General features: G+C 46.4%; 21 protein-coding genes. 20 read left to right on the top strand and 1 reads right to left on the bottom strand.

The window, feature by feature from the left end:
- Positions 1-15: 15 nt before the first annotated feature.
- The 13 genes from NST47_RS21360 to NST47_RS21300 all read left to right on the top strand — a co-directional run bounded on the left by NST47_RS21360 (position 16) and on the right by NST47_RS21300 (position 17,692).
- Entirely contained in the window at positions 16-1,512 is a 1,497-nt protein-coding gene (locus NST47_RS21360; protein ID WP_341156937.1) for an extracellular solute-binding protein, read from the top strand.
- A gap of 62 nt (positions 1,513-1,574) precedes the next feature.
- On the top strand, positions 1,575-2,477 hold the full coding sequence (locus NST47_RS21355) for an ABC transporter permease (RefSeq protein WP_341156936.1): 903 nt from the start codon (positions 1,575-1,577) through the stop codon (positions 2,475-2,477).
- Positions 2,478-2,479: 2 nt separating this feature from the next.
- Positions 2,480-3,349 (top strand): carbohydrate ABC transporter permease, encoded by an 870-nt coding sequence (locus NST47_RS21350; RefSeq protein ID WP_341156935.1) that lies wholly within the window; start codon positions 2,480-2,482, stop codon positions 3,347-3,349.
- A gap of 29 nt (positions 3,350-3,378) precedes the next feature.
- On the top strand, positions 3,379-4,854 hold the full coding sequence (locus tag NST47_RS21345) for a sulfatase (RefSeq protein WP_341156934.1): 1,476 nt from the start codon (positions 3,379-3,381) through the stop codon (positions 4,852-4,854).
- Between the two features lie 30 nt (positions 4,855-4,884).
- Positions 4,885-6,429 carry a sulfatase family protein gene (locus tag NST47_RS21340; RefSeq protein ID WP_341156933.1) on the top strand — a complete coding sequence of 515 codons (1,545 nt, stop codon included), beginning with the start codon at positions 4,885-4,887 and terminating at the stop codon, positions 6,427-6,429.
- Between the two features lie 7 nt (positions 6,430-6,436).
- Positions 6,437-8,698 carry a beta-glucosidase gene (locus tag NST47_RS21335; RefSeq protein ID WP_341156932.1) on the top strand — a complete coding sequence of 754 codons (2,262 nt, stop codon included), beginning with the start codon at positions 6,437-6,439 and terminating at the stop codon, positions 8,696-8,698.
- A gap of 54 nt (positions 8,699-8,752) precedes the next feature.
- Complete coding sequence (locus tag NST47_RS21330) at positions 8,753-10,276, top strand: sulfatase family protein (RefSeq protein WP_341156931.1); 1,524 nt, start codon at positions 8,753-8,755, stop codon at positions 10,274-10,276.
- Positions 10,277-10,324: 48 nt separating this feature from the next.
- Entirely contained in the window at positions 10,325-11,812 is a 1,488-nt protein-coding gene (locus NST47_RS21325) for a sulfatase-like hydrolase/transferase (protein ID WP_341156930.1), read from the top strand.
- Between the two features lie 73 nt (positions 11,813-11,885).
- The gene (locus NST47_RS21320) at positions 11,886-13,220 is read left to right on the top strand and encodes a sulfatase family protein (protein ID WP_341156929.1); all 1,335 of its coding nucleotides are present in this window, start codon (positions 11,886-11,888) and stop codon (positions 13,218-13,220) included.
- A gap of 225 nt (positions 13,221-13,445) precedes the next feature.
- The gene (locus NST47_RS21315; protein WP_341156928.1) at positions 13,446-13,826 is read left to right on the top strand and encodes a GntR family transcriptional regulator; all 381 of its coding nucleotides are present in this window, start codon (positions 13,446-13,448) and stop codon (positions 13,824-13,826) included.
- A gap of 4 nt (positions 13,827-13,830) precedes the next feature.
- A complete protein-coding gene (locus tag NST47_RS21310) occupies positions 13,831-14,544 on the top strand; it encodes an ABC transporter ATP-binding protein (protein WP_341156927.1) in 714 nt (237 codons plus the stop codon).
- A complete protein-coding gene (locus NST47_RS21305) occupies positions 14,541-16,130 on the top strand; it encodes a hypothetical protein (RefSeq protein WP_341156926.1) in 1,590 nt (529 codons plus the stop codon). Before NST47_RS21310 ends, NST47_RS21305 begins: the two co-directional genes overlap by 4 nt.
- A gap of 176 nt (positions 16,131-16,306) precedes the next feature.
- Positions 16,307-17,692: a protoporphyrinogen oxidase gene (locus tag NST47_RS21300; protein WP_341156925.1), complete on the top strand. Its 1,386-nt coding sequence runs from the start codon at positions 16,307-16,309 to the stop codon at positions 17,690-17,692.
- Between the two features lie 156 nt (positions 17,693-17,848).
- Here NST47_RS21300 and rarD read toward each other — a convergent pair whose 3' ends face one another.
- Positions 17,849-18,739: an EamA family transporter RarD gene (gene rarD / locus NST47_RS21295; RefSeq protein WP_341156924.1), complete on the bottom strand. Its 891-nt coding sequence runs from the start codon at positions 18,737-18,739 to the stop codon at positions 17,849-17,851.
- Between the two features lie 202 nt (positions 18,740-18,941).
- Between rarD and NST47_RS21290 the strand changes: the two genes are divergently transcribed.
- The 7 genes from NST47_RS21290 to NST47_RS21260 all read left to right on the top strand — a co-directional run bounded on the left by NST47_RS21290 (position 18,942) and on the right by NST47_RS21260 (position 26,023).
- Positions 18,942-19,676: a class I SAM-dependent methyltransferase gene (locus NST47_RS21290; RefSeq protein WP_341156923.1), complete on the top strand. Its 735-nt coding sequence runs from the start codon at positions 18,942-18,944 to the stop codon at positions 19,674-19,676.
- Between the two features lie 15 nt (positions 19,677-19,691).
- Positions 19,692-21,776: a LuxR C-terminal-related transcriptional regulator gene (locus tag NST47_RS21285; protein WP_341156922.1), complete on the top strand. Its 2,085-nt coding sequence runs from the start codon at positions 19,692-19,694 to the stop codon at positions 21,774-21,776.
- 134 nt (positions 21,777-21,910) lie between these two features.
- Positions 21,911-22,072 (top strand): hypothetical protein, encoded by a 162-nt coding sequence (locus NST47_RS21280; RefSeq protein ID WP_341156921.1) that lies wholly within the window; start codon positions 21,911-21,913, stop codon positions 22,070-22,072.
- Positions 22,073-22,074: 2 nt separating this feature from the next.
- The gene (locus NST47_RS21275) at positions 22,075-22,449 is read left to right on the top strand and encodes a cytochrome-c oxidase (RefSeq protein WP_341156920.1); all 375 of its coding nucleotides are present in this window, start codon (positions 22,075-22,077) and stop codon (positions 22,447-22,449) included.
- A gap of 268 nt (positions 22,450-22,717) precedes the next feature.
- Positions 22,718-23,980: an MFS transporter gene (locus tag NST47_RS21270; protein ID WP_341156919.1), complete on the top strand. Its 1,263-nt coding sequence runs from the start codon at positions 22,718-22,720 to the stop codon at positions 23,978-23,980.
- A gap of 144 nt (positions 23,981-24,124) precedes the next feature.
- Positions 24,125-24,724, top strand: coding sequence for a hypothetical protein (locus tag NST47_RS21265; RefSeq protein WP_341156918.1), 600 nt, complete (start codon positions 24,125-24,127; stop codon positions 24,722-24,724).
- Positions 24,725-24,925: 201 nt separating this feature from the next.
- Complete coding sequence (locus tag NST47_RS21260) at positions 24,926-26,023, top strand: winged helix DNA-binding domain-containing protein (RefSeq protein WP_341156917.1); 1,098 nt, start codon at positions 24,926-24,928, stop codon at positions 26,021-26,023.
- Positions 26,024-26,025 lie beyond the last annotated feature (2 nt).

Genomic DNA, 26,025 nt, shown 5'->3' with positions numbered 1-26,025 from the left:
AAAGGGGGATCATACATGAAAAAGTGGTTACCAGTATTGCTGTCTAGCGTGTTTACGATTAGTGTGGTTGGCTGTTCACAAGGAAGTACTATACCTAAGGAGACGACAAATTCAAGCAAGGAACAATTAACCATTAATATGATGACGGTTAGTTATGCTGGAGGCGGATGGCCTGAAGATCATCCCGTGATTAAAGAGCTTAATAAAAAATTGAACATTAATTTTAAGGTCCAATGGGTTCCATCCGATACGTATGCTCAGAAGCTTAATGTGATGGCTGCATCCAATGAATTCCCAGACGTTTTCTATATACAAGAGGCAGAATTCAACAAGTGGAGAGATAAAGGTATCTTCATGGACGTCAAACCGGAAGTGGACAAATATGCAAACTTGGCCAAATTTATTCCTGCGGACGGTATGGCTAAAATGAGTCCCAAAGGCAAATATTATGGCTTTCCTTATTATGTCACCGATACACGGGATACATTGGCCATTCGCAAGGATTGGTTGGATAAGTTGGGACTCAAGATGCCAACTACAACGGATGAATTTTATGAGGTTGCTAAAGCATTTGCAACGCAAGACCCGGATGGCAATGGTCAGGCCGATACGCCAGGGTTCTCATTCGGCATCGTCAATAACAAGTTCGTCCATATTGAACCGATTATGGGAGCCTTTGGCTTAGGTAATGAATGGAGCGAAGTGAACGGTCAATTGGTTCCGATGCAGGTTCAGACGAATGAGTTAAAAGAATTTGCAGCCTTCATGAAAAAGGCATACGCCGAGGGTGCTCTGGATAAGGATTTTCCTGCTAATAAACAAAAGGAAAGCATTGGAAAATTGGAGGCGGGTAAAACAGGGATTGCGATGATTGTACCCAACGAGTTTTTCAACGGAACCTTACCTAACTTGAGAAAGATAACTCCCAGCGCGGAACTGGTACAGCTGCTCCCTCCGAAGGGTCCCACAGGAAAACAGGCAACGCCAACACTTCAAATGACGAATAAAATAGTCATTAATGCCAAAATTGATGCAGCCAAAAAGCAGCGTATTATGGAGCTGCTAGATTATATGATGTCTGATCCAGGTTACGATTTAATCAAGAATGGCATCGAGGGTATGCATTATACAAAAGGAAATGACGGTAAATACCAAAAGCTTGATGCCTTCGATAAAGATCGCCCACAATTGCTGTCTACCTGGTTTTTCCGAAGATTTGATCCCGATATTCAGATCCGCAAATGGGATGATCAAGAGTTCGCTCAAAAAGTTAGATCGGTATTTGAAATCAATGAAAAGTATCGTTGGAAAAATCCTGCTGAAGGGTTCTTCAGTGAAACAGTGACCAAGAAAGGCAGTGGGCTCCAACAGAAGTGGATGGAAACAATGACAAAGGTTATTGTCGGTCAAGTCCCGCTGACTGCTATTGATGATGCGGTTGCAGCCTGGAAACGAGATGGCGGAGACGAAATTATTAAAGAAATCAATGCGCAATATCAACTATTGAAATAAGGCTTGATACAAATTTGAATGAGATAGGGATGGCTTCTCCCCAACCCTATCTATAGGGAGTGATGGACGTGCAGAAAGCTTTTAAACAGGGGATCCCTTTGTATGTGATGATCTTGCCTGGCTTGTTATATTTCCTAATATTTCGTTATGCGCCGATGGGCGGTATCCTGCTGGCATTTAAGGACTTTGATCCTTTTGATGGCGTTTGGGCAAGCCCGTGGGTAGGTTTCAAGCATTTCCAAACCTTATTTATGGAGCCTGACTTTTGGCGGTTATTCAGCAACACCCTTATATTAAGCGCTCTCAATTTATTTTTGTATTTCCCTGCACCGATTATTGTTGCCATCTTATTAAATGAAGCTCGGGTAAAATGGTTTGCCAGGACCGTGCAGACGATAGTGTATATTCCACATTTTGTATCCTGGGTAGTCGTTGTCGGCATAACGATCGTGCTGTTCGCCTCCCAGGATGGAGGGATTAATAAGCTGCTCGCTGAAAATGGATATGCTCGGCTGGAGCTGTTGACCCATCCTGATTATTTTAGAGGCTTATATGTATTTCAAACGGTTTGGAAGGAGATGGGCTGGGGAGCGATCATATTTCTGGCAGCACTTGCTTCCGTAGACCCTACCTTGTATGAAGCAGCAGTCATGGATGGGGCAGGAAGATGGAGACAAATGTGGCATATCACCTTGCCCGCTTTGCGAACGATTGTGGTGCTTATGTTTATTCTCAGGCTCGGACAAGTGATGGAAACCGGCTTTGAACATATTTATCTCATGCAAAATTCGTTGAACCTTGCAGTTTCGGATGTTTTTGATACGTATGTGTATCGTCAAGGTGTTCTCCAAGGAGAATACAGCTTTACAACAGCTATAGGCTTATTTAAGTCAGCTGTGGGATTGCTGTTTGTAATGGCAGCCAACAAATTGGCCACAAAATTTGGCGAGGAGGGCGTTTACTAACCATGAATAAGCTCTTAGCCAGAAGAAATGATATTCTTTTTAACTTTTTCATATATGGACTTCTGACCCTTTCATTACTGACCGTGGCCTTACCCTTTTTATATGTAATGTTCAGCTCCTTCTCCACGAAGTCTGAATATTTATCGAGGGGGTTTTATATCTTTCCGAAGGACTGGACGTTAAATTCCTATCTCTATTTGGTAAATAGCAAAGGCTTTATAGCATCCTATGCGAATACGATCTACATCACGGTCATTGGCACGGTGATCAATGTACTTATCACATGCTTAATGGCTTATGGTTTGTCAAAAAGCTGGCTTAAAGGGAGAGTCACGTTGAATTTCATGGTGCTGTTCTCGATGATTTTTAACGGGGGAATGATACCTACGTATCTGGTACTGAAGGAGCTTTCGTTGATCAATAGCTACTGGTCATTGTTTCTTAGTGGTGCGATCGCTCCGTTTATATTGATTATCATGAGAAGCTTTTTCTCCAACATTCCGACTGAACTGGAAGAATCAGCTAGAATCGATGGCTGCAGCGAATGGAGGCTATTGTTCAGTATCGTAATTCCGCTATCACTCCCGTCCATAATAACGATTACATTGATGTACGGTGTGGCGCATTGGAATGCTTACTTCCAGGCTATTTTATATTTGAACGATTCAAACAAATGGCCCGTTCAAGTATTTTTACGTCAACTGCTGCTGGAGTCGGACTCATCTATGGAGTTGAATATTGGGAACTACGAATATGGCCCGCCCGTTCGAATGGCTGCTGTACTTCTCATTGCGTTACCGCTGCTGATATGTTATCCGTTCCTGCAAAAGTATTTTAATCAAGGGATGTTCGTAGGTTCTGTGAAAGGATAGTGAATTCTAGAGAAAGAGGTATTGCCAAGATGAAAGCTATTGTTGTTCTGATGGATACGCTAAACCGGCATATGCTGGAGAGCTACACCCCTTCTTCATGGGTCAAAACACCGAATATATCGAGATTAGCTGAGAAGAGTACGATATTTAACAATCATTGGTCCGGGTCATTACCTTGCATGCCAGCCAGAAGGGATATGATAACGGGGCGCCTTGGGTTCCTCGAGCGTGGATGGGGTGGGATAGAACCGTTTGATGTTACACTCCCGCAAGTATTGAAAAGTAAAAATGTATTCTCGCATATTGTCACAGATCACTACCATTACTTTAAAACAGGTGGAGAAAACTATTGTCAGGCCTTTAATAGCTGGGATTTACACCGCGGTCAGGAAAGCGACCCGTGGATTTCCCGAGTCAATAAGCCGGCTAACTTTCCGGAGTCTTTTTATGGAAGAGCCGAACCTCAATATGAGAAAAACCGTACGACCTTCATCAGCGAAGAGGATTATCCTGGTCCCAGGACGATGAAGGCAGCATGTCAGTGGCTGGAGGATAATGAGGCTGCAGATTCATTTTTTCTCATGGTGGAAGCATTTGATCCGCATGAGCCGTTCGATTGTCCGCAGCATTATTTGGATTTATACGAAGATGATTATGCGGGACCAAGGTTTGACTGGCCAAAGTATGCCAGGGTTGGAGAACCACCTGAAGCGATCGAGCATCTGCAAAAACGCTATGCGGCTAATCTGACGATGATCGATCATTGGCTTGGGAAATTGTTAGATGTGATGGATAGCAAACAATTATGGGACGATACGCTTCTTATCTTGACGACTGACCATGGATTTCTATTAGGCGAACACGAATGGACAGGGAAAAATATCATGCACGTCTATAATGAAATCGCTCATCTGCCTTTAATGATCCATCTGCCGGGAGTCGTACCTGATAAAAAAAGGATTTCGGCTATTACGCAAAACATAGATTTGATGCCAACCCTGCTTGATTATTTTGGAATCGATATTCCACAGACGGTTAGAGGTCATTCTTTACTCGGCCTTGTAAAAGGAACAGAGAATAGTATTCGCGATTACGCGCTTTACGGCACGTTTGGAATGACTGTGAATGTTACCGATGGGAAATATACCTACTTACGTGCACCCATTCATGAAGATAATTACCCGTGCTACGCGTATACCGCAATGCCTACTACTTTTGGTGCTTATCTGGGCACCCACAATTCGGATCAAATTGAAGTCGGACGATATTTGTCCTACACCAATTACCCGTTATTACGGATTCCTATCAGCCATGCTGGTGTACCCTTTAAGATGGCGCAGCACGTACAGCATTCGCTGCTATATGATATCGAATCGGATTACCATCAATTAGAACCTATCGAGGACGAGGCACTGATCGATCGATATACGGAGCTGCTCATTCTGGCCATGGAACTGGAAAAAGCCCCGGATGAGCAATATATGCGTCTGGGATTGAATCGATAAGAAGTCATTTTAAATTATGGAGGATGAACAATGAGAATTTTATTTTTGGACTTGGACTCAACCAGCCCTGACCACTTAGGCTGCTATGGATATCATCGTAATACGTCCCCCAACATTGATAAAATTGCAGCAGAAGGTGTTCGTTTTACGAATTATTACACCTCAGATGCACCTTGCGCTCCATCTCGAACCGCGTTAATGAGTGGGCAATTCGGTATTCGCAACGGTTTGGTCGGCCACGGCGGGACGGCGGGTGATATGAAGCTGGAAGGGATAAAGCGCGATTTGATGGGCAGGCTTACGCGTGGTGGTTCCTTTCCTTCTTACCTGAATTTGATGGGCAACCTGAATACAGTTCTCATTAGCCCGTTTGCCCAGCGTCATTCCACCTTTGGGTTTTATGCGGGATTCAACGAGATCCTCAATACGGGCAAATATGGCAATGAATCAGCAGAACATGTTACGCCTGTTGCACAGGACTGGATTGATCGAAATGCACAGAAGGATGATTGGTTTTTATATATCAATTACTGGGATCCGCATACGCCTTACCGTGCTCCCATGGAATATGGCAATCCATTTGAGCATGACCCGCTGCCAGAATGGTTAACCGAGGACGTATTAGAAAGGCATAAACAAATGGTCGGTTCGCATACGGTAAATGAGTTAAATATTGATTTCATCAATAAAACGTACGATAACCAAACACACCCTAGCTTCCCTCGACACCCTGGAGATATTCAGGACATGGATGGTTTAAGAACGATGATCGATGGATATGATTGCGGAATCCGTTATATGGATGACCATCTTGGACGATTGTTTGCATCATTGGAGCAGCAGGGTGTTATGGATGACCTGATCATTATGATATCCGCCGATCATGGGGAAAATATGGGGCAGCTTGGTATCTACGGTGAGCACGCCACTGCCGATCAAGGAACATGCCGTCTCCCTATGATCATTCGCTGGCCGGGTATGAAGCAGGGAATCGTTAACGAGGATCTTCATTTACATCTGGATTTACTCCCCACTATGGCAGAAATGTTAGGCGGTCCGGGCATGCCGGATTGGGATGGGGTGAGCTATGCTTCTGTTCTAAAAGAAGGTGCGAGCTGCGGACGTGATTATGTTGTCGTATCGCAATGTGCGCATGTCGCCCAGAGAAGTGTCCGTTTTCGTGACTGGATCTATATTCGCTCCTACCATGACGGGTTTCATCTGTTTGATAAGGAAATGCTGTATAACCTTTCCGAGGACCCTAAAGAGCAGCATAATGTTGCAGCTTCCAACAAAGCTGTATGTATGGAGGCCGTTTACTATTTAAATGAGTGGCATGACGACATGATGAGACGATCTGGCGACGACAAGGACCCTTTGTGGACCGTGATGAAAGAGGGCGGACCTTACCATGCCAGAGGCTACTTGAAGGGATATATTAAGCGCTTGGAGGAAACGGGTAGAGGACATCATGTGGAGGAATTAATCCGCAGACATCCAGGCGAGTTCCCGGAAAAGATTCATCCGGCAGCCATGATAGTTCAAAAGCAGCTGAGTTCAAGAATGAAGGGATAGGATGAATATGCAGCGAAATCCAGCCGAATGGATAGCTCAAATGACATTGGAGGAAAAAGCGAGTCTATGCTCCGGGCTTGACTTTTGGCATACGAAAGGGATTGAACGTCTTGGCATTCCGTCTATTATGGTAACCGACGGGCCTCACGGCTTGCGCAAGCAGCGGGCTTCATCGGACCATCTCGGGCTGTTCGACAGTGTACCGGCAACCTGCTTTCCATCTGCCGCAGGGATGGCCAGCTCTTGGGACCGTGAGCTCATTCGCAAGGTTGGCATCGCATTGGGTGAAGAATGTCAAGCTGAGGAAGTGGCGGTTCTGCTTGGACCAGGCGTGAACATCAAGCGGTCTCCGCTCTGCGGCAGAAACTTCGAATATTTCTCTGAAGATCCGTACTTGTCCTCTGAAATGGCGGCGCATCATATTATGGGCGTGCAAAGCCAAGGGATAGGTACCTCATTGAAGCACTTTGCAGTCAACAATCAGGAGCACCGACGCATGTCTATCAATGCCGTTGTCGATGAGCGGACGCTACGCGAGATTTATTTGGCCAGCTTCGAGGGTGCGGTCAAGCAAGGCCAGCCTTGGACCGTCATGAGTGCCTATAATCAGGTGAACGGCGAATTTTGTTCAGAGAACGGTAAACTGCTAACAGACATCTTGAAAGATGAATGGGGACATGAGGGATTCGTCGTATCCGATTGGGGGGCCGTCAACGATCGTGTAGATGGACTGGCGGCAGGCTTGGAGCTGGAGATGCCATCGAATAACGGTACTAGCGATCTTAAAATCGTCGAAGCTGTCCGAAGCGGCAAGCTGACGGAAGAGGTGCTGGACCGTGCAGTAGAGCGGCTGTTGACCGTTATATTCAAAGCTGTTGACCAGCATAAAGAAGGTGCCACTTACGATCCAGACGCCCATCACCAGCTGGCACGCGAGGTTGCAAGGGAAAGCATGGTGCTTCTGAAAAATGAGGATGATTTCCTGCCTCTTGCCAAATCAGGAAACATTGCGCTAATCGGAGCACTCGCCACAACGCCACGATATCAGGGAGGTGGCAGCTCGCACATCAAACCGACCAGACTCGAGGATATTCACGAAGAGATGTGTAAGACCGCTGGAAGCACCGCTACCATCGCTTTTGCGCAGGGTTATGATCTGAACAGTGATGAGATGGACGAAAACCTGCTCGCAGAAGCTGTGCAAGCGGCCGTTCAAGCAGATGTTGCTGTTATCGTGGCTGGTCTGCCTGAACGCTGCGAATCGGAAGGCTATGACCGTAAGCATCTCCGCATTCCAGCTAATCAAATTCGATTGATCGAAGCGGTAGCAGCGGTTCAAAGCCAAGTGGTGGTCGTGCTGAGCAATGGCGCCCCTATTGAAATGTCTTGGATTGGAGGTGTGAAGGCTGTGCTCGAGGCTTATCTCGGAGGACAGGCGCTTGGCGGCGCTATCGCTGATCTACTTTTTGGCGATGCGAATCCTTGCGGTAAACTGGCGGAAACCTTTCCGCAGAAGCTCGAGCATAATCCGTCCTACCTGTACTTTCCAGGCGTTGGGGATCACGTAATCTATAATGAAGGTATTTTTGTCGGGTATCGTTACTATGACGCAGCTGACCGGGCACCCTTATTTCCTTTTGGTCACGGTCTTAGCTATACCCGATTCAGTTACTCCGATCTTACATTGAGTAACAAGGAAAGCTTAGATACAGGCACAATTCACGTTAGCTTAAACATCACCAATACTGGAGATCGGCACGGAAAAGAAATCGTGCAGCTGTATGTTCGCGACGTGGTCAGTACGGTTGTAAGACCGCTCAAAGAATTGAAAGGTTTCGTTAAAGTAGAGCTTCAGCCTGGGGAGACTAAGGCGGTAACCTTCGTGCTGGAACAACGTTCTTTTGCCTATTACAACGTGGATTTACAGGATTGGCACGTGGAAACAGGTGAATTTGAAATTCTGATCGGCAAGTCCTCTACGGAAATTACCCAGCGTGAGACCATTCGTGTCCAATCTACCGTTAGCCTCAAAAAAACGTACACACGCAACTCAACGATAGGAGACTTAATGGAAGATCCGAAGGCCGCAGCAATCGTGCAAGATTTGTTAAAGAATTCGCCATTTGCTAACGCTGCTTCCGATCATGCAGGGGCGTCAGAGATGATGGCTGCTTTCCTCAAGTATATGCCGCTTCGTGGATTGGTCGCTTTCAGCCGTGGAGCCATGACGGATGAAATGCTGGAGGATGTACTGGGCCTTTTGAATTAAGTATGGAGTAATTAGATCTCATGGAGATATGACACAATGAAGTAGGTGATAATGATGAAGAGACCCCATATATTATTAATTACAACAGATTCTCAGCGATGTGATACGTTGGCTTGCATGGGCAGTTCATTTGCGATTTCGCCGAATCTGGACAAGTTGGCTAAAGAAGGTGTGTTATTTGAACAGGGACACACTTCTTCCCCGGTATGTATGCCAGCGAGATGCAGCTTGATTACCGGGCTCCATACGCCTGTTCATGGTTGTGTGGAGAATGGGCTAAATAGACATACTCAATTCCCGACACTTCCTGATTTATTGAAAGAATCCGGGTATACCAATATTATGGTCGGTAAAACCCATTTTGGGGCGATACCCGATTCATTCGATGTCAAGCATATCGTCAGCGAGAAAATGATGGATTTTCCCGATTGTTACTCAGCGCACATTAAGGAACATGGATACAGCCGAGTCAGCGACCATCCCAATCCGATACCGGAGCATTTGTTTATGGAAGCTTTTCTCGTGGATAAAACCATTGAAGAAATAACGAAATGCACGGCTGAGCAAGATAAGCCCTTTTTCGCCTTTTGCTCGATGGTGAGCCCACATGAACCTGTGGATCCGCCAGGTAAATGGGCAACATTGTATGAACATGCAGCATTGCCTGAAATTAACTATACCGAGGGTGAAATCAAAGATTTTCCGGAACAAATGAAAAAATTGCTTGGGTTCACGGAATACGACCCTACACAGTCGTTACCTGCCGAAGTTACATTATGGGATTTATATGAAGCTCATGGAGCCGTCTATCATGATGGCATTAAGGACAAGATTGATGAGCTAAGAAGGTTGTATTACGGTTTGGCCGCTTATTGTGATGACCAGATTGGCAGATTGGTTCAATTTCTGGATGAATCCGGTTTACGTGAGCATACACTGATCATTTTTTCTTCGGATCATGGACTGCAGCTATTTGATCATGGTTTTAATGATAAGCACAATTATTATGATGCTTCATGGAGAGTGCCTTTCATCATGAGTATGCCGGGAACATTGCCTTCGAATGAGAAGCGGGATTTTGCCATTTGGAATGATATTCCCACGACTATTTTGGGTGCTGCCGGTATTCAATCGGATTCCATGCAAGGCTTTGATTTATTCTCCGCTTTAAAAGAAGGAAAGCCGTCACCTCGCCGATGTGCAGTAGCGACATTGTTCAAATCGGCGGCAATAGCAACGGAGAATTGGAAACTTACTTATTATTTTGATGATGCTGACGGTAGATTATTTGATCGTAAACAAGATTCGTTAGAAAGAAATAATCTGTATCATGATCCCAAGTATTCAGAAATACGCAATCAGCTTACACATGCTCTGTTAACTTGGAGGGCAGATCTGATGGATACTCATTTCTATCATGAATTAGCTGCCGATTTTAATAAAAGGTTTAATTCACAAGAAGGAGCTAAATTCAAAATGCCAGTCGCCAGAAGAGTAACCAAAGAAGTCAGTCAAATGAAGGGTCGGCAAACGGAAGAGCGCTTAAATCAGCTTGTTGAAAAGATTGATCTTAGGTAAAGAATTACTGTTAATTAGAGTAAATTGATGTCCAAGGAGACACGGATCATGTCCAAAAATACACGACCACATATTATCATTTTCAATCCTGATCAATGGCGCAGTGACGTTATGGGTCATTTGGGTAATGCGGCAGCGGTTACGCCAAATTTGGACAGGATGGCGGCGACCGATGGTGTTTCCTTCCGCAACGCATTTTGTCAGAACACTGTATGCACGCCAAGTCGATGTTCCTTTATGTCCGGTTGGTACCCGCACGTTCGTGGACACCGCACGATGTTTCATATGATGAATACAGACGAGCCTGTACTACTGAAAACGTTGAAGGACGAAGGATATTTCGTCTGGTGGGGAGGCAAGAACGATCTTGTACCGTCAGAGAACGGCTATGAGGCCTATTGCGATGTGAAATATAAGCCGGAGAAAGCTCCGCGCCGTGAATCGAATTTGCACGCCCATGATGTGTGGCGGGGGGACCCGGAAGGAGATAATTACTACTCTTTTTATGCTGGGAAGCTGGAGAAAGGAGAGGAGGAGTCTTCCTATTACGATGGGGATTGGGCGAATGTGCTTGGGGCCATCGATTTAATCCGTAATGCCCCGGAGGACCGTCCGTTGTGCATCTACTTACCTCTGCTGTATCCGCACCCCCCTTACGGTGTAGAGGAGCCATGGTTCAGCATGATTGACCGGGAAAAGCTGCCCGCACGCATCCAAGCACCGGATGATTGGGAAGGAAAACCGAGTTTGCTGAAAGGGATTTATGAGCGCCAGAAGCTCCAGGGATGGACGGAAAATCGGTGGAACGAGCTGCGAGCTACCTATTACGGTATGTGTGCCCGGGTCGATCACCAATTCGGCATGGTGATGGATGCGCTGCGCGAAGCGGGGATGTATGAGGATACGGCCGTTTTTTTCTTCTCGGATCATGGTGATTTTACGGGCGATTACGGATTGGTGGAGAAGACTCAGAATACTTTTGAGGATGTCCTGTCAAAGGTACCCTTCATTGTCAAGCCGCCAAAGCATGTGGATGTGCAGTCAGGAGTTAGTGATGCACTCATCGAGCTGATCGATTTCCCCGCTACGGTGGAAGCGTTGCTCGGGGTAACGCCAAAGCATACACATTTTGGTAAATCCCTGCTGCCGTTGATTGCCGGAGAGCAGGAGGAACACCGTGACGCCGTATTTTGCGAGGGAGGTCGGCTTCATGGAGAGGAGCACTGCATGGAGAAGGGCAGTATTTCCTCAATAAGACCCGAGGGATTATATTGGCCCCGCGTTAGTCTGCAGCAGAATGAAGGTGCTGAGCATACGAAAGCCGTTATGTGCCGGACCAAGGAGTACAAATATGTGAGGCGTTTCTATGAGTCGGATGAACTGTACGATTTGCGCTCCGATCCGGGAGAGACTAAGAACAGAATTAATGATCCAGCCTTAGCGGAGATTGTGTCCGGATTGAAGGACCGACTGTTAACCTTTTATCAGGAAACCTGCGACGTTGTGCCGCATGAGACTCATCAACGAGGACACTAACAAACAGAAAGAATCGGGTTGCTGCCGAATGGGATAGGAATCGGTTGGGACCATTATAGAGGAAGGTGAAGACATGGGAAAACCAATCAGAAATGTAATCATGATCGCTACGGACCAGCAAAAAGTAGATGCCATGAGCTGTGTTGATTCAAGCTACCATACACCTAACCTCGACAAGCTGGTTGAACGAGGTGTGCGATTCACTGGTGTGATTAGTACATCCGCACAATGCTCACCGTCTCGTGCGACTTGGATGACTGGAAAATATCCTCATCAGGTAGGTGTCTATAACATCGGTCATGTCCTTGATCCAGAGGAATGGGGCATTGCCAAGGAATTTAATAAGGCTGGCTACGAAACGGTTTATTTTGGGAAATGGCATTTAGGTCTGTCTGCTGCCGCTCATGAATTTCAAATTACTGACTATCGTACAGATGGAATGGAGCTTGGTGGTGCTAACCCTGATCCAAGGTTCCATAGCAACAAGGATGCGGTTACGACTTCCAAAGCATTGAATTATTTGGAAGCTTGTGAAGGAAATAAGCCCTTCTTTATGAAGCTTTGCTGGTACATGCCTCATCCAAACACGCCAGTTGACAGTCCGTTCGAGCTTGTAGAGCACTTTGCCAGACAATTCCCGTTAGAGGACATGCCGATTCCAAATAGCTATCTGCATGATGATTTGTCTAGCAAGCCTTCCTTTCAGCGGCAGCGTGCCTTGGATAGCGAATCGGAGCTAACAGAGGAACTTGTTCGTCGGGATGCCCAACGTTATAGGGCCATGCTGACGCTGATGGATTGGAATCTCGGCCGATTAATGGAAAAGCTCGAGGCCAAAGGTCTGATCGAGAACACAACCATCCTATTTACTAGTGATCATGGGGATATGCAAGGGGCGCATAGGCTTCGCTTGAAGGGAGTGCTGCCTTATAAGGAATTGTATAATGTACCGGTTATTCTTTATGTGCCGGGTATAACCCCAAGCCGCAAAGTCATACCGGATCTCGTCTCGAGTGCTGCTGTGACGGGTACGTTACTTGCTGCAGCCGGGATTGAGGTGCCAGCTGAATGTGAGGGAGGCTCATTGTTTCCGAGTTTAGAGCAACCGGAGCCTCCGGTAGATGAGCTCGTATTTTTCGAGCATTACAAAGCATATTGGGGTTATCATCCGCTCAGAGGCGTTCAATCCCCTGAGTGGAAATATGTGTACTATTTTGAGGATGATGTGGAGGAAATGTATAACCTGCGGCTTGATCCTGATGAGCTTGTCAATGTGGCAGGACAGCCGGAGGCGGAATCGGCCCGTAGTCGTTTGAGACAAGCGGTAGATGAGTGGTGGACAGCTACCGGAGGGCTGACACGGCCTTTCGTTATGGACCCAAATAGTAAATGGGGAAGAGAAGGTTAATTATTTTTGACTTTGTCTCCCTTATTGCAAAACGAGCCTTAGAAGCAAATTCTAGGTGCTCGTTTTTTTAATATTGACCCGTTATGTACAGTTTTGGACGTTGCTCGATTGATATTCCACTTAGGCAGCGTGGCATTCGCATATTGAAGTGTGTGGTCTGTTATGATACACTACATACGATAACAAGCAACGATAGATGTAACCTGGCAGCAGAGGTGAACGTAGATGGATTTTGTATGGAAGTCGGAACAGTTTCATATTGACCCCTCCCGTCCGCTGTATGAACAATTCGTAGAGCAGCTTCGCGCTTTGATTGTGCGTGGTGTACTGGCTCCTGGTACTCGGATGCCATCAGTACGGGAACTCGCAGCGACTATCCGTGTCAACCCGACGACAGTAATGAAGACGTATCAGGAGCTCGAAAGAGCCAGACTCATCGTTACGTTTCGTGGACAGGGAACCTATGTGACCACCGACAACGAGGCCATTAAGGAAAGTAAAAGGACGATCGTCAAGGAAGCCATGAAGCATCTGCGGGAGATCGCAGAATCGCTTGATCTGACCGTTGACCAACTGCTTGAACTGGCACAAGAGAAGGAGGAGTAATCCTATGACGAATGATACTGGCACCTCAATAGCCTTGGAGTGCAGGCAGGTAACGATGAAAGTAAGAAAAAAGGAGATTTTAAATGAGGTTACGTTTTCTTTAGAAAAGGGACGGATTGCCGGATTGCTGGGCCCAAACGGTGCAGGCAAATCAACCCTGCTCAGTATTTGCTCCGGATTAACGGAACCTACAAGCGGATCAGTTCGAATCTTTGGTCAGCCAGCAGGCATAGGAACCTTGCGTTCCATCGCAGTGCTGCCGGACCGGGGGAAATTACCCGGATGGTTGACGGCTGGGGAATGGCTTGCTTTTGCCGATCAGATCTATCCGGATTGGGATTTCGAAAGGGAGCAGCAGCTGGTTCAGTCATTACGAATCAACTTGGGAACGCGCATATCCGCCCAATCCCGCGGGGAGGAGGCTCGACTGCAGCTTATTAGCTGTCTGGCTCGCACCTCGCCTCTTGTCCTGCTGGATGAACCGTTCACCGGTGTGGATATGATTTCACGGGAGCAGATCGCTTCATCGGTCGTGGCTGATTTGGCAGACGGAGAACGGACCTTTCTCATTGCAACTCATGATATTCGCGAGATGGAGCAGTTATTCGATCGGATTATTCTGATCGGGAATGGCCGTGTTGTGGCGGATAATGAGGTCGATAGCTTAAGGGAACAAGGAACCTCCGTGGAATCCCGTTATAGGGAAGTGTTCTCATGAAAAGTGTATGGACACTTGCAAAGCTTGAGCTTAGTAGGTACAGCACTTACCTGCCTGGAACATCGCAAAGCAATTACATACGCATCGGCCTGATCTTCCTGCTGCTGCTTGCAGCCAGTATGGCGTGGTCACGTAGTAACGTGAACGTCGGCAGCTTGTATGCAATGGGCTTCATCGTGTTCGTGGAGACGATGCTGATCATTATGGTATGGGAGGCACTGAACGGAGGCCGAGCCGGAAGAAGCCAGCAGTGGTGGCTGCTTCTGCCTTATTCAAGACGCATGCTTGTTCTTGGCAAGGCTCTTAGCTTGGTCTGGTTGGGACTTTATCTCATTCTATTTATGCTTCTGCTCTGTACCCTCCATTATGCGTTATTCGTCTTATGGGGAAGCGTGCCCTATGCAGACGCAAGCATCTTATGGCAAACGGCAGGTACAACAGGTGGGATAGCTCTCGCTATACTCCCCATCCTGAGCAGTTTGGGTTTGCTCATGTCCGTGTTTCAGATGTGGTGGGCTCGCATCGGAACCGTAATTGTCTTCATCTATATATCGATGCCACTGCTTATCTTTTCACTCCTGGCTGGCAGCTCCGCTATTGATTTTCAATTCACGATGCCGAAGGTACAAACGGTATGGCTGCTGGTGGCTGCGGGATACATATTCGCTTGCGCGGCTGTTTGGCTTTCAAGCACGATAGGCATGAAGCAGCTTGCGAAGCTTCGTTTTCATGGCTATCCGGTTGTATCATCCCCCGAATTGCAGGCTCCACAGATAATGGTGCCATTGCAGGTAACCAATCGACGTTCGGGTGCTTTCTGGGCTTTGGCTGCCATGGAGAAACGACGGTATGACTGGATCAGTCGCCATGCTCCGAGGCGCACACGCTGGGTCGTGTATGCACTGTTGGCCCTCATAGCCTTCTTTGGTTATCAGAACAGCGGCAGCCTGACGGACTTGATCTTCTTTCAGTCGAGCTTGAACATGTTCAGCTACATGGGAATTGTTGTGTATATGTTGAATAAAAATGCAGATTTCAGCAAAGGATTTGCCCATTGGTGGCTGGCTTTTCCACATTCCCGTTATGTATTGCTGGGCAGCCGGATATTTGCTTATTTAACGTCGATGTTAACCTATTGGTTACTAGCCATGTTAAGTGCAGGTATCGGATTTGCTTTGCGGCAATGGTTGAATCCTATGTCGGGGACGGATCTTCTCATCGCAGGAAAATATATCGCCGAAAATGTAGTGCTCATGATTCCGCTTGCTGTTTTTTACGTGTTAGCTGTACAAATTATGCCAGCCGTTAATAAGCATCCGCTGCTCATTATCTTGTTTGCTCCTTTATTGGCGAGTTACGGCTATTGCATTCAGCTGCCTAATTTATGGATCATGCCGGATCGGTTATCTGGGCTTGCGCTGCGTGACGGTCCTGCTCCAGACTTCCTCAAGCACCTGACCTTGCTTTATAGCATTGGCATTCCAGCCGCTCTGATCGGCTTCGGGCTCGGTGGGAAGTATTTAAATAGATATGCGATGATGAAGAATTCGATCTGGATTCGAAGCCTTCGTGGGAAAGAACATTAATGCCACAGACAGACGGATAGATGGCATTCAAAATTGTCGGATGTATGAATTTTTCTCATTCACTCTTAGATTGGGTCGGCTATGAATGGTTAAAACAGGCAAGTAGACGTATAATACGTATAGTGACATCCAATGTTACTACATATTATTTATCTATTAGGTTAGGTGGAATCACTATGAAAACAATAGTCGTTGTTGGTGGTGGCATTACCGGGTTATCCACTGCCTATTATCTTCAAAAGACGATAAAATCCCAAAAGCGGGCGGCAAAAATTGTGCTGGTAGAAGCCAATGATACCTTGGGCGGTAAAATCAGAACCGCTCATGAGGGTGAGTTTATAATGGAGACGGGAGCGGATTCGATTGTTGCCCGTAAAACGAATGTAGCTCCATTTCTGGAAGATCTGGGCTTACAGGAGGACGTTGTATATAACGCAACAGGAGTCTCTTTTATTCATACAGATGGCGAATTGAAAGCCATTCCGAAGGATGCGGTTTTTGGTATCCCGCTCAGTCTGGAATCATTGGCCAAGACGGATCTGGTTTCAGCGAAGGGGAAGGTAGAAGCCTTAAAAGACTTCTACACACCGAATGAAACCTTTACGAAGCAGCATTCAATTGGGGAATTCCTGGAGTATTTTCTCGGTAAGGAGCTAGTTGAGAAGCAAATTTCTCCAGTATTGTCCGGCGTATATTCAGGTAGGCTGCAGGATTTGACCATTGCATCGACGCTTCCTTATTTACTGGATTATAAAAATGAATATGGCAGCATCATTCAAGGCTTATCGGAGAACAAGCAGCGTTTTCAGGGGACAGGTGGCAAGAAATTTTTGTCGTTCAAGCAGGGTGTGTCTTCGTTAATTGATAGGATGGAAGAACGGCTAACGGATGTTGAGCTATATAAAGGCGTGCAGGCTGAACAAATCGAGAAGCAGCAGGACAGGTACATCGTTTCTTTGTCCAATCAGATTAAGCTGGAAGCGGATTTCATCGTACTGAGCACACTGCATCCGGTGGCACAGCTCCTTCTCCATGATGAGAGTTTGGATGAGGATTTCGAGCAATTGACCAACAGCTCTCTCATCAGTGTCTATCTGGGATTTGACATTCCGGACAGCGAGCTGCCCAAGGACGGGACAGGCTTCATCGTCGCAGAAGGCAGTGATCTGGTATGCAATGCCTGTACGTGGACCAGCCGTAAATGGGAGCATACCTCAGAGCAGAACCGTTTGCTGGTAAGGCTTTTTTATAAAAGCACCTGTCGTGATTATGATCAGCTTCTACATATGACACAGGAACAATTAATCCAGGTAGCGCGAAAGGATATCGAAGACAGTCTTGGTCTTACAGGCACGCCGATTTCATCTGATATTACCAAATGGCATGAAACCATGCCCAACTATCATTTGAAGCACCCGCATATTGTAAAATCGTTGGAAGCCAAACTAGCGGAGAGCTATCCTAATATCATTTTGGCTGGATGCTCCTATTACGGTGTAGGTATTCCCGATTGTATCCTGAACGGAGAACAGACCGCGCAAAGGATTGCCGAGCGCTTGTGAGGAATAATCGAATAGGCTGCATCTACAAGTAAATCAGCACACTTAAAAACCTTCCCGGCTTCAGGAAGGTTTTTTTGAAATACAGGCATTTATTAGTTGACGAGACTTGGGAGTAACTTTAGTGTAGCAGGCACAACAAAAAAAAGAACCAAATCGCTACGCCGCTTGATTTATAATTTTAGTGGCTCTCGATTTCCTGAACGTGACCAAGGAATAGATGAGCAAGGAAAGCCAGATAAACGAAAAGGCTATTAATTGAGGTTCAGTAAACGGCTCATGAAAAACAAAAATAGCTAACAGCAGGCTTGTTGTCGGAGCCATATATTGGATGAAGCCGACCATCGAAAGTGGAAGCAGCTTGGCTGCCTGAGCAAACCAGAATAACGGTAAGGCGGTTGCCGCTCCCGATAATAGAAGAAGCACAATCGAATAGCTGGATAAAGAAGAGACTGTGGCTGAACCGGCTGATTGAATGTACAATAAATAAATGAATGCAATAGGGAAAACAACGATGGTTTCCCAGGTGAGACCCAGCAAAACATCCAGGCCCGCCTTCTTTTTGGCTAGTCCATACAGCGCAAACGAGACAGCCAAGGAAATCGCCACCCAAGGAATCGTTCCGTATTGAATGGCCATTATCAACACACCAAAGCCCGCCAGCAGGATTGCCACCCATTGACCGGCTGAAAGTCGTTCTTTTAAGAAAATGACGGCGAACACAACGCTTATCAACGGATTCATATAATAGCCTAAGCTCGTCTCGATCACATGTCCATTGTTGACTGCCCATATGAATAAAAACCAGTTGCAGCTTATAAATATGGAGCAAAGCAAGACGGCTGCTTTACTTTTTAGATTGGGCACAGCCGATTTAAGCTGCTTCCATCGTTTTGCTGCACTGACCAGAATAGCTACAAAAACTAATGACCAAACAATTCGATGAGCAAGAATCTCCCAAGCTGGCATGGATTGGAAGAGACGCCAATATAGCGGCAAAAAGCCCCATGAAAGATAAGCCAACACGCTATAAATAATTCCTTTTTTCATGAATACAAGACTCCTTTTTCAAAAGTAAGTCTCAGTGTAACAAATTTACCCCAATAATGTAACCCTACCCGAGTAATCTACTCCAAAATGGGAGCAATGTTTGTTTAAAATAAAATTTTCAATGGATACTTCCTATATCGTAATGGTAAAGTAAAGGATAGGCAGTACATAAGGAATATTTAGTCAGGAGTGTTGAACGATTATGAAACAGAACCAATATGATGACCACGATTTTTTTGATAAATACAGTCAAATGCCTCGTTCCATTGGTGGATTACAGGCCGCGGGGGAGTGGCCCGCACTCCGTGCAATGCTTCCCGAACTACGCGATAAAAGAGTTCTTGATCTTGGCTGCGGCTATGGATGGCATTGCCGATATGCGCGCGAGCAGTCAGCCAGGTCAGTGATAGGTATAGATCTATCCGAGAAAATGTTAGCACGCGCGATAGATAATACTAACGATTCCGCGATCGAATACCGTCGGCTGGCAATTGAAGATATCGACTTTGCTGCAGAGGAATTTGATGTTGTGCTAAGCTCACTGGCACTTCATTATGTGGAGTCATTTGATAGCGTTTGCCGTAAAGTATATCATTGTCTCGTATCCGGGGGCACATTCGTACTTTCTGTTGAACATCCGGTATTTACCGCACTTGCTGCACAAGATTGGTTTTATGGTCCTGAAGGCGAACGCTTGCATTGGCCCATCGATCATTACCAGAATGAAGGTCTGCGGCAGGCAAGGTTTTTGGATACCGATGTTGTCAAATATCATCGCACGATCGCCACGTATATGAATACATTAATAGATTCCGGTTTCACCATTACAAGGCTCTCTGAGCCACAACCAACACAAGAAACACTTGCCAAATATCCCGAAATGCGAGACGAAACCCGCCGTCCCATTTTCCTCTTGATTGCAGCGGTCAAGAATTAGAGGAAGGTGAACATAGTGAGTGAAAAAGAAATTGACGCTGCGATTGAGCGGCAGGGTTCTGTGGACGATAGTGATGAACCTGGTGCAATGAGCGGATTCGAGATGCGAGAGGAACAGTTTCTGGTCGGTCGAAGGGGGCAGCATGAGCGGTTTAATGCCTATTTGACGGGACAAAGCAATTCTGGTCAATCCATCTGGAATATTTACGGAACAGCGGGTGTGGGCAAAAGCTTTCTGCTCGATTCATTTCGCCGGAAAGCACGGCTTGCAGGCATCCCGATGCTGCACCTGGACAGCCGCGATTTCAATCATAAAGGCGAGCAGTTGTTTCGTCAGCTGCTGGATCAGCTAATACTGCTGAAGCAGGACGATGAACATGGCTTACAGCAGCAGCCGCTGGAATCCTGTTTGACCCTGCTGAAGCTGCTGACTCAGAGGACCCGGTTGGTGCTGGCCTTTGATACCTATGAGGAAATGGGAGAGCTGGACGGCTTGCTGCGTGAACGGTTATTCAAGCGGCTGCCTGACAATGTACTGCTCATTCTTGCCGGCCGCTATAAACTCAGTGACCAATGGGTCTTGTCCCCTGCTCTGAGAGAACGGATTCACTATATGCCGCTAGGGAACTTAACTGACAGCGAAAGCGAGTCATACCTTCGATGCTCCGGTATTATAGAAGATCATAGAATTACGCGAATTCAAAGGAAAACCGGAGGGCATCCCCTTGCCCTGTCCCTCGCGGCCGCGGTGCCCCTGCAAGACGAATGGGCAGCTCCCCCAACCGACGATACAGGTTGGTTTGACCTTCTGGTCAAGGCTTGGCTTCGTGAGGTTCCAGATGTGAAACTTCGTCGCATAGTTGAAGCGGCAGCCATACTGCTGCATGTTAACCGGGAAGTGCTGACCTTCATTATGGAGGAAGAGGTCGATGATCCATTGTTCGATGCGCTGATTTCCTTGTCCTTTGTACGTAAAACGGGGCGTGGCTGGATGCTGCACGATCTGATGCGGATAGCAGCACGCAAGCAGCTGGAGGAGCGCACACCGGAATACTTTCACCGACTGATGGGCAGAGCTGCATACTATTATGCTGATTTGATCAGGCAGATCTCAGGCTCCCGCAGCACAGAGTGGGAGGTAGGGGAGCTGTTCTACTATACAACGGGCAATATCATGGTGCGGGCTTTGATTCAGTCCTCTTCCAGAGGTCAGTATGCTTGGGAATCGTTGACGATGGCCAATATCGGGGAAGGGGAAGCCTACCTACGAAGTAGATTGGAAGCAGCGACACCTCTATCTTTCTCGGGGGCAGATCCCGAGACGGAACAGACATATCATGAATTTGTAGCCAAGGAAGATATGAAGCTGACGATCAAGGGTATTGATCTGCATACTTTGGTCCGGCTGGATCGGCAGGGCGTCATGCTGCTTCGCTCGGGAAGCGGTGAAGCTGTCGGACTGGCCTCTATGATCCCGATCCATTCGGAGACCCTGCCCTATTTGAAAACAGACCCGTTTTCTGCTCCGTATCTATCTTCTCTATCAACGGAGGAATTGAAGCTGCTGGCAGTTGATCCACCTGGTCAATCAGGATGGTTCATCCGAACTATCGACTACAAGGACTGGAAAAATGTCAATCTGATCATCGAAGCGATGTATTTGATTTTTTCCTATTTGTGCTCGGGAGGACTTTTTATCGCTTCTCCGCCGCCATTGGAATTTTTTCAGGGTGCGCACTTGAGTATGGGCTTTCAAATTGCACACGGCGTCGTTCATCGGCATTATGATGGCAGAACGTTAACGCCGACATTCGTGCTCGACACGAGAGGAGAGAAGCTGGAGGCATTCCTTCGCTTTCTGCTTAAACAGGGAGGGTATTCCAGCTTTACACCAAGCTTGCCGGTCGGTCTGCTTGAACGGCTGACGAAGCGGGAACGCGAGGTCGTTCTGCTCGCAATAGACGGTCATACCAATGGAGAAATTGCCAAAACTCTCTATGTTAGCGAGATTACCGTGAAAAAGCATATCAGTGCGATATTCGTCAAACTGGCAGTGAAAAACCGCAACCAATTAATTAAGCTTTTTACCAGTAAACCCTGAGGACTTATCTATTCCGGCTCACACCTTTAAGTGGTGTGGGCTTTTTACATATATGAGACCAATACCATACGAACGTATAATATCCAACTCCAACGCTCCCTGATATATTAGTTTCATGAATAGGCTGTAGGGTGTTGACAGCCGTAGAAAGGAGACAAGGCGATAGGGTGCATTCGGATGATCGAACGATCAATAATCGATTGATCGGCAGTGGAACACCGTTTCATCATCGTCATCATTTAGGCAAAAGATCTTATTTCATGCGGCTATGGCCCAATCAAACAGGGGGAAGATAGGTATGGGAATCAAATTCATCAAGGTATCTGTTGTTTATTTTGTCATCGGCATTCTTCTGGGTATGTATATGTCGATGGCTAACCAGCATGTATTCGCGAGTGTGCACGCACATATCAATCTGCTGGGCTGGCTGTCGTTTGCGGTGTCTGGTATTATCTACCATTTGTTTCCAAGGGTGGGATTCAGCCGTTTGTCCATCGTACATTTCTGGATGCACAATATTGGACTGCCACCGATGATGCTGGGATTGTTTCTGTTGCTTAGCGGAGCTGAATCATATGAGTTCCTGATTCCGATTGGCGCAATTCTGGTTGTACTTAGTGTCATCGTGTTCGCGGTTAATGTATTGATCCATATCCGATCGTCGGAAGGGTAAGAATCGTATGCCTTATCTGTGATAGACTCCTTATTTTGATCGATATGGCAATAGTTTTCATAGAGAAGTTTAGTATCATGCAGTCATGCAGTCATGATACTAAACTTCTCTATTTCTATGTTAATACGAATATATGACCTATTTCACTGAAATGGAGAAAATGAATGGCCTAGACTCCTGTTCATAGCCACTTTTAAGCTTGACGGGGTGAAACATTACACATACATTAAATAGGTACCTATTTAACCTGAAAAGAAGGTCATTCCATATGGAAGTCTGGAAACGCAATTTATACATCTTATGGACCGGGAACTTTTTAACTGCGGTTGGCATTGGTATGATTATCCCTTTTTTGCCTCTTTATGTGCAAGATCTTGGAGTACATGATGTGAAACAGGCCGCTCTATGGGCAGCTATGATTTTCGGGATCAATCACCTGATGATCGCACTTATATCTCCCTTGTGGGGAAGGTTTTCAGATACATATGGGCAAAAGCTGGTTATGGTCATAACCAGTATAGGCTCGGCTGTTATTATCGCGGCTATGGGTCTTGTCGATACTCCCTTACAGCTGCTTCTGCTCCGCGCCGCTTTTGGGACGATGGGCGGTTATCCAACCTCCTCTGTAGCCTTATTGGCCATAGAAGCTCCCAAGCAACAGGTGGGTAACGCTTTAGGCACACTGCAAACCGGACAAGTCACCGGTCAATTGTTAGGGCCGCTGATTGGTGGCGTGCTGGCTGAGTGGTTGGGGATACGCGATTCCTTCTTTATTACTGGCTTCTTTATATTCCTGGCTGCGCTGCTGACGGTATTTGGAGTGAAGGAGACGAATACATACCCTAAATTCAAGTTCAAAAGCTTGTTAAGACTGAATAACCCGTTTAAATCGAGAATTCGTCAACAGGAAGTTCCAGATAAGAAAGCATGGCATGATATTTTTGTGCAATCTCCACTTATTATCACGCTATTTATTTCTACATTCCTGATCTCTATAAGCTTTGCGAGCATTAGTCCAATGATTTCGTTGTATGTAAAAAGCATGAATATCGTGGATCACATTGAAATTATGGCTGGTCTCATATTTGCATCTACGGCCTTAGGCACGATGATCACGGCACCGCTGCTCGGAAGAATGGGAGATCGACATGGTCATACTATCATCCTGCTCGTATCACTCATTCTGATTGCCGTCCTGCATATTCCTCAAGGGTTAGTCACCAATGCATGGGTGCTCATGGGCATACGGTTTATTACCGGATTATGTATCGGTGGTGTGATTCCATCTATCAGTTCCCTGCTGCGCAAATTAACCCCAACCCCTGTTCAAGGCAGCGTGTTTGCCTATAATGCTAGTGCTGGATCATTGGGAAACTTGTCAGGAGCGATATTCGGAGGACTTGTGGCAAGCAGCTTTGGCATTTCTCTGGTGTTTTATGTTATTGCCGGAGTATTCTTCGCACATTTCCTGATGATAGCTGTTCAGTTCAAGAGGTTCAGAAGAGCGGAGCAGGAGCAGGATGTATCCTAAGATATCAGGCAAATAAAATATAATATTAAAGGTTTGTACTCGTGACTTATGAAACGGTACAATGCTACCCCTTAGCTGGATGATGTTTACCTGGATCGTAGAATGTGTATAAATAGATAGGATAGTTGGGAAAGGAGGGGTTCCATGAGCAATAAGAAAAAGCAGCGCTTCAACGATTACTTTGAACTGGGGCTATACTTCATATCCACGGGGTGCCTGATATACTTTCTGATCCAAGGTATCCCTCTGAAAGCTTTTCAAGGCATACTCATCATTTCTGTTCTGACGATTATTCGCGGTGTTGTTATATTTACAAAAACGGAGCTGTTTCCCGCACTGAGGTTTTCGATCTTATTTTTCATTTTCCTTACGATGCTGCTAGCCAACGAATTCGGATTCTATGGTATCATCCCGAATCTGGATAAAATCGAGCATTTGCTGTCAGGAGTAATTCTCCACTTTATCGGCATGTTAATTTACTGGAAGCTTACTGCTGCTGAGAGTAATCAACGTTACGTGTCTTCCACTGCGATCTGGTTTGGCTTTTTCTTCTCTGTGGCGATGGCGGGCTTCTGGGAAATGTACGAATTTACTACAGATTACCTGTTTGGGCTTCAATCTCAGAGAGGCAGCTTGACCGATACGATGGGAGACATCATTTGCGGGACGATCGGTGCTGTGGGAACGAGTATTTATTTGGCATTTAAAGGAAAAAGGGAGAACCCGTCCCCCTCAACAACATGACATGAAAGAATGACCTTTACAGCCTTTTCCATATTGCCAGGGAAAGGCTTTTTTTGATCCCAGCGCTCGATTACTATGGCTCCCTTTAATGAGCTACTGAATATATAAATAAGCTTTGATAAATTTCCACTATACATTCGATGGCCCGTCCACATACAATGGATGTGAAATTGGTAAAGACTCGATGTTGGGAGGCAGTCCATGAAAGAGCAAAGTATTCCTTATCGTCGGTTGCTCAATCTACGTATCAATGCGGGAAGGCTCGATAGGCCTGAACAAGTCGTCAAGCAGCTCGTTGCTATGCAGGCACAGGATTACCATCAAGCCCTGTGGGCAATAGGTTTGCGGATGCAAGCATCAACCGCGGCGGATATCGAACAAGCTATCTCAGACCGCAAGATCATCCAGACTTGGCCAATGCGCGGAACGATCCATTTTGTATCGCCAGACGATGTGAGATGGTTGTTGAAGCTTTCGGCTGCCCGTACATTGGCACAGGATAAGCGAAGGCTGGAACAACTGGAGCTTAATCAGGACATCATTGAACGCAGTAAACAGATTATGTATGACGCCTTACAGGGCAATAAGCAGATATCCCGGCCCCTTCTCATGCAGCTGCTGGAGGAAGCAGGGATCAGTACGATCAATCAGCGGGGGTATCACCTCCTATGGTATATTGCACAGTCTGGTCATATTTGTATGGGGCCGAGGGAAGGCAAGCAGCAAACCTTCGTCTGGCTGGATGAGTGGGTGCCCAAATCCAAGGAATTATCGATGAGCGAAGCGCTTGCCGCGCTTGCAGAAAGATATTTTACGAGTCATGGGCCTGCAACCGTGTATGATTTTGCCTGGTGGGCTGGAATTACGCTTTCCGCTGCTCGCCAGGGAGTCGAAGCTGTGCAGTCTCGCCTGGTGTCGGAGAAGGTAAACAATCAGGAATATTGGGAAGGCGAAGGCGAACATATTCAAACAACAACTACCGATTCTGCATCAACGGTTTATCTGCTACCGGGATTTGACGAGCATCTGCTCGGCTATAAGGACCGCAGTGCGGTGCTTATAGCCGAAGATGCTCAACATATTGTACCTGGCAATAATGGTGTATTCAAATCGACCATCATCATTGACGGTCAAGTCGCGGGCATATGGAAACGCACAATCAAGAAGAAAGGTATTGATATCGAATTCCTTTTATTTGCGCAACATCAAGACAGGAAAGAGGGCATCCTGAAAACTGCTCGTCGATACTGTGGGTTTATGGGACAACCTTTAGCTTCGACAACATTTACAAATCGATAAGC

It is taken from the genome of Paenibacillus sp. FSL H8-0034, from assembly GCF_038000305.1.
GTDB lineage: Bacteria > Bacillota > Bacilli > Paenibacillales > NBRC-103111 > Paenibacillus_S.
This window is presented reverse-complemented; position numbering and strand designations above follow the sequence as displayed.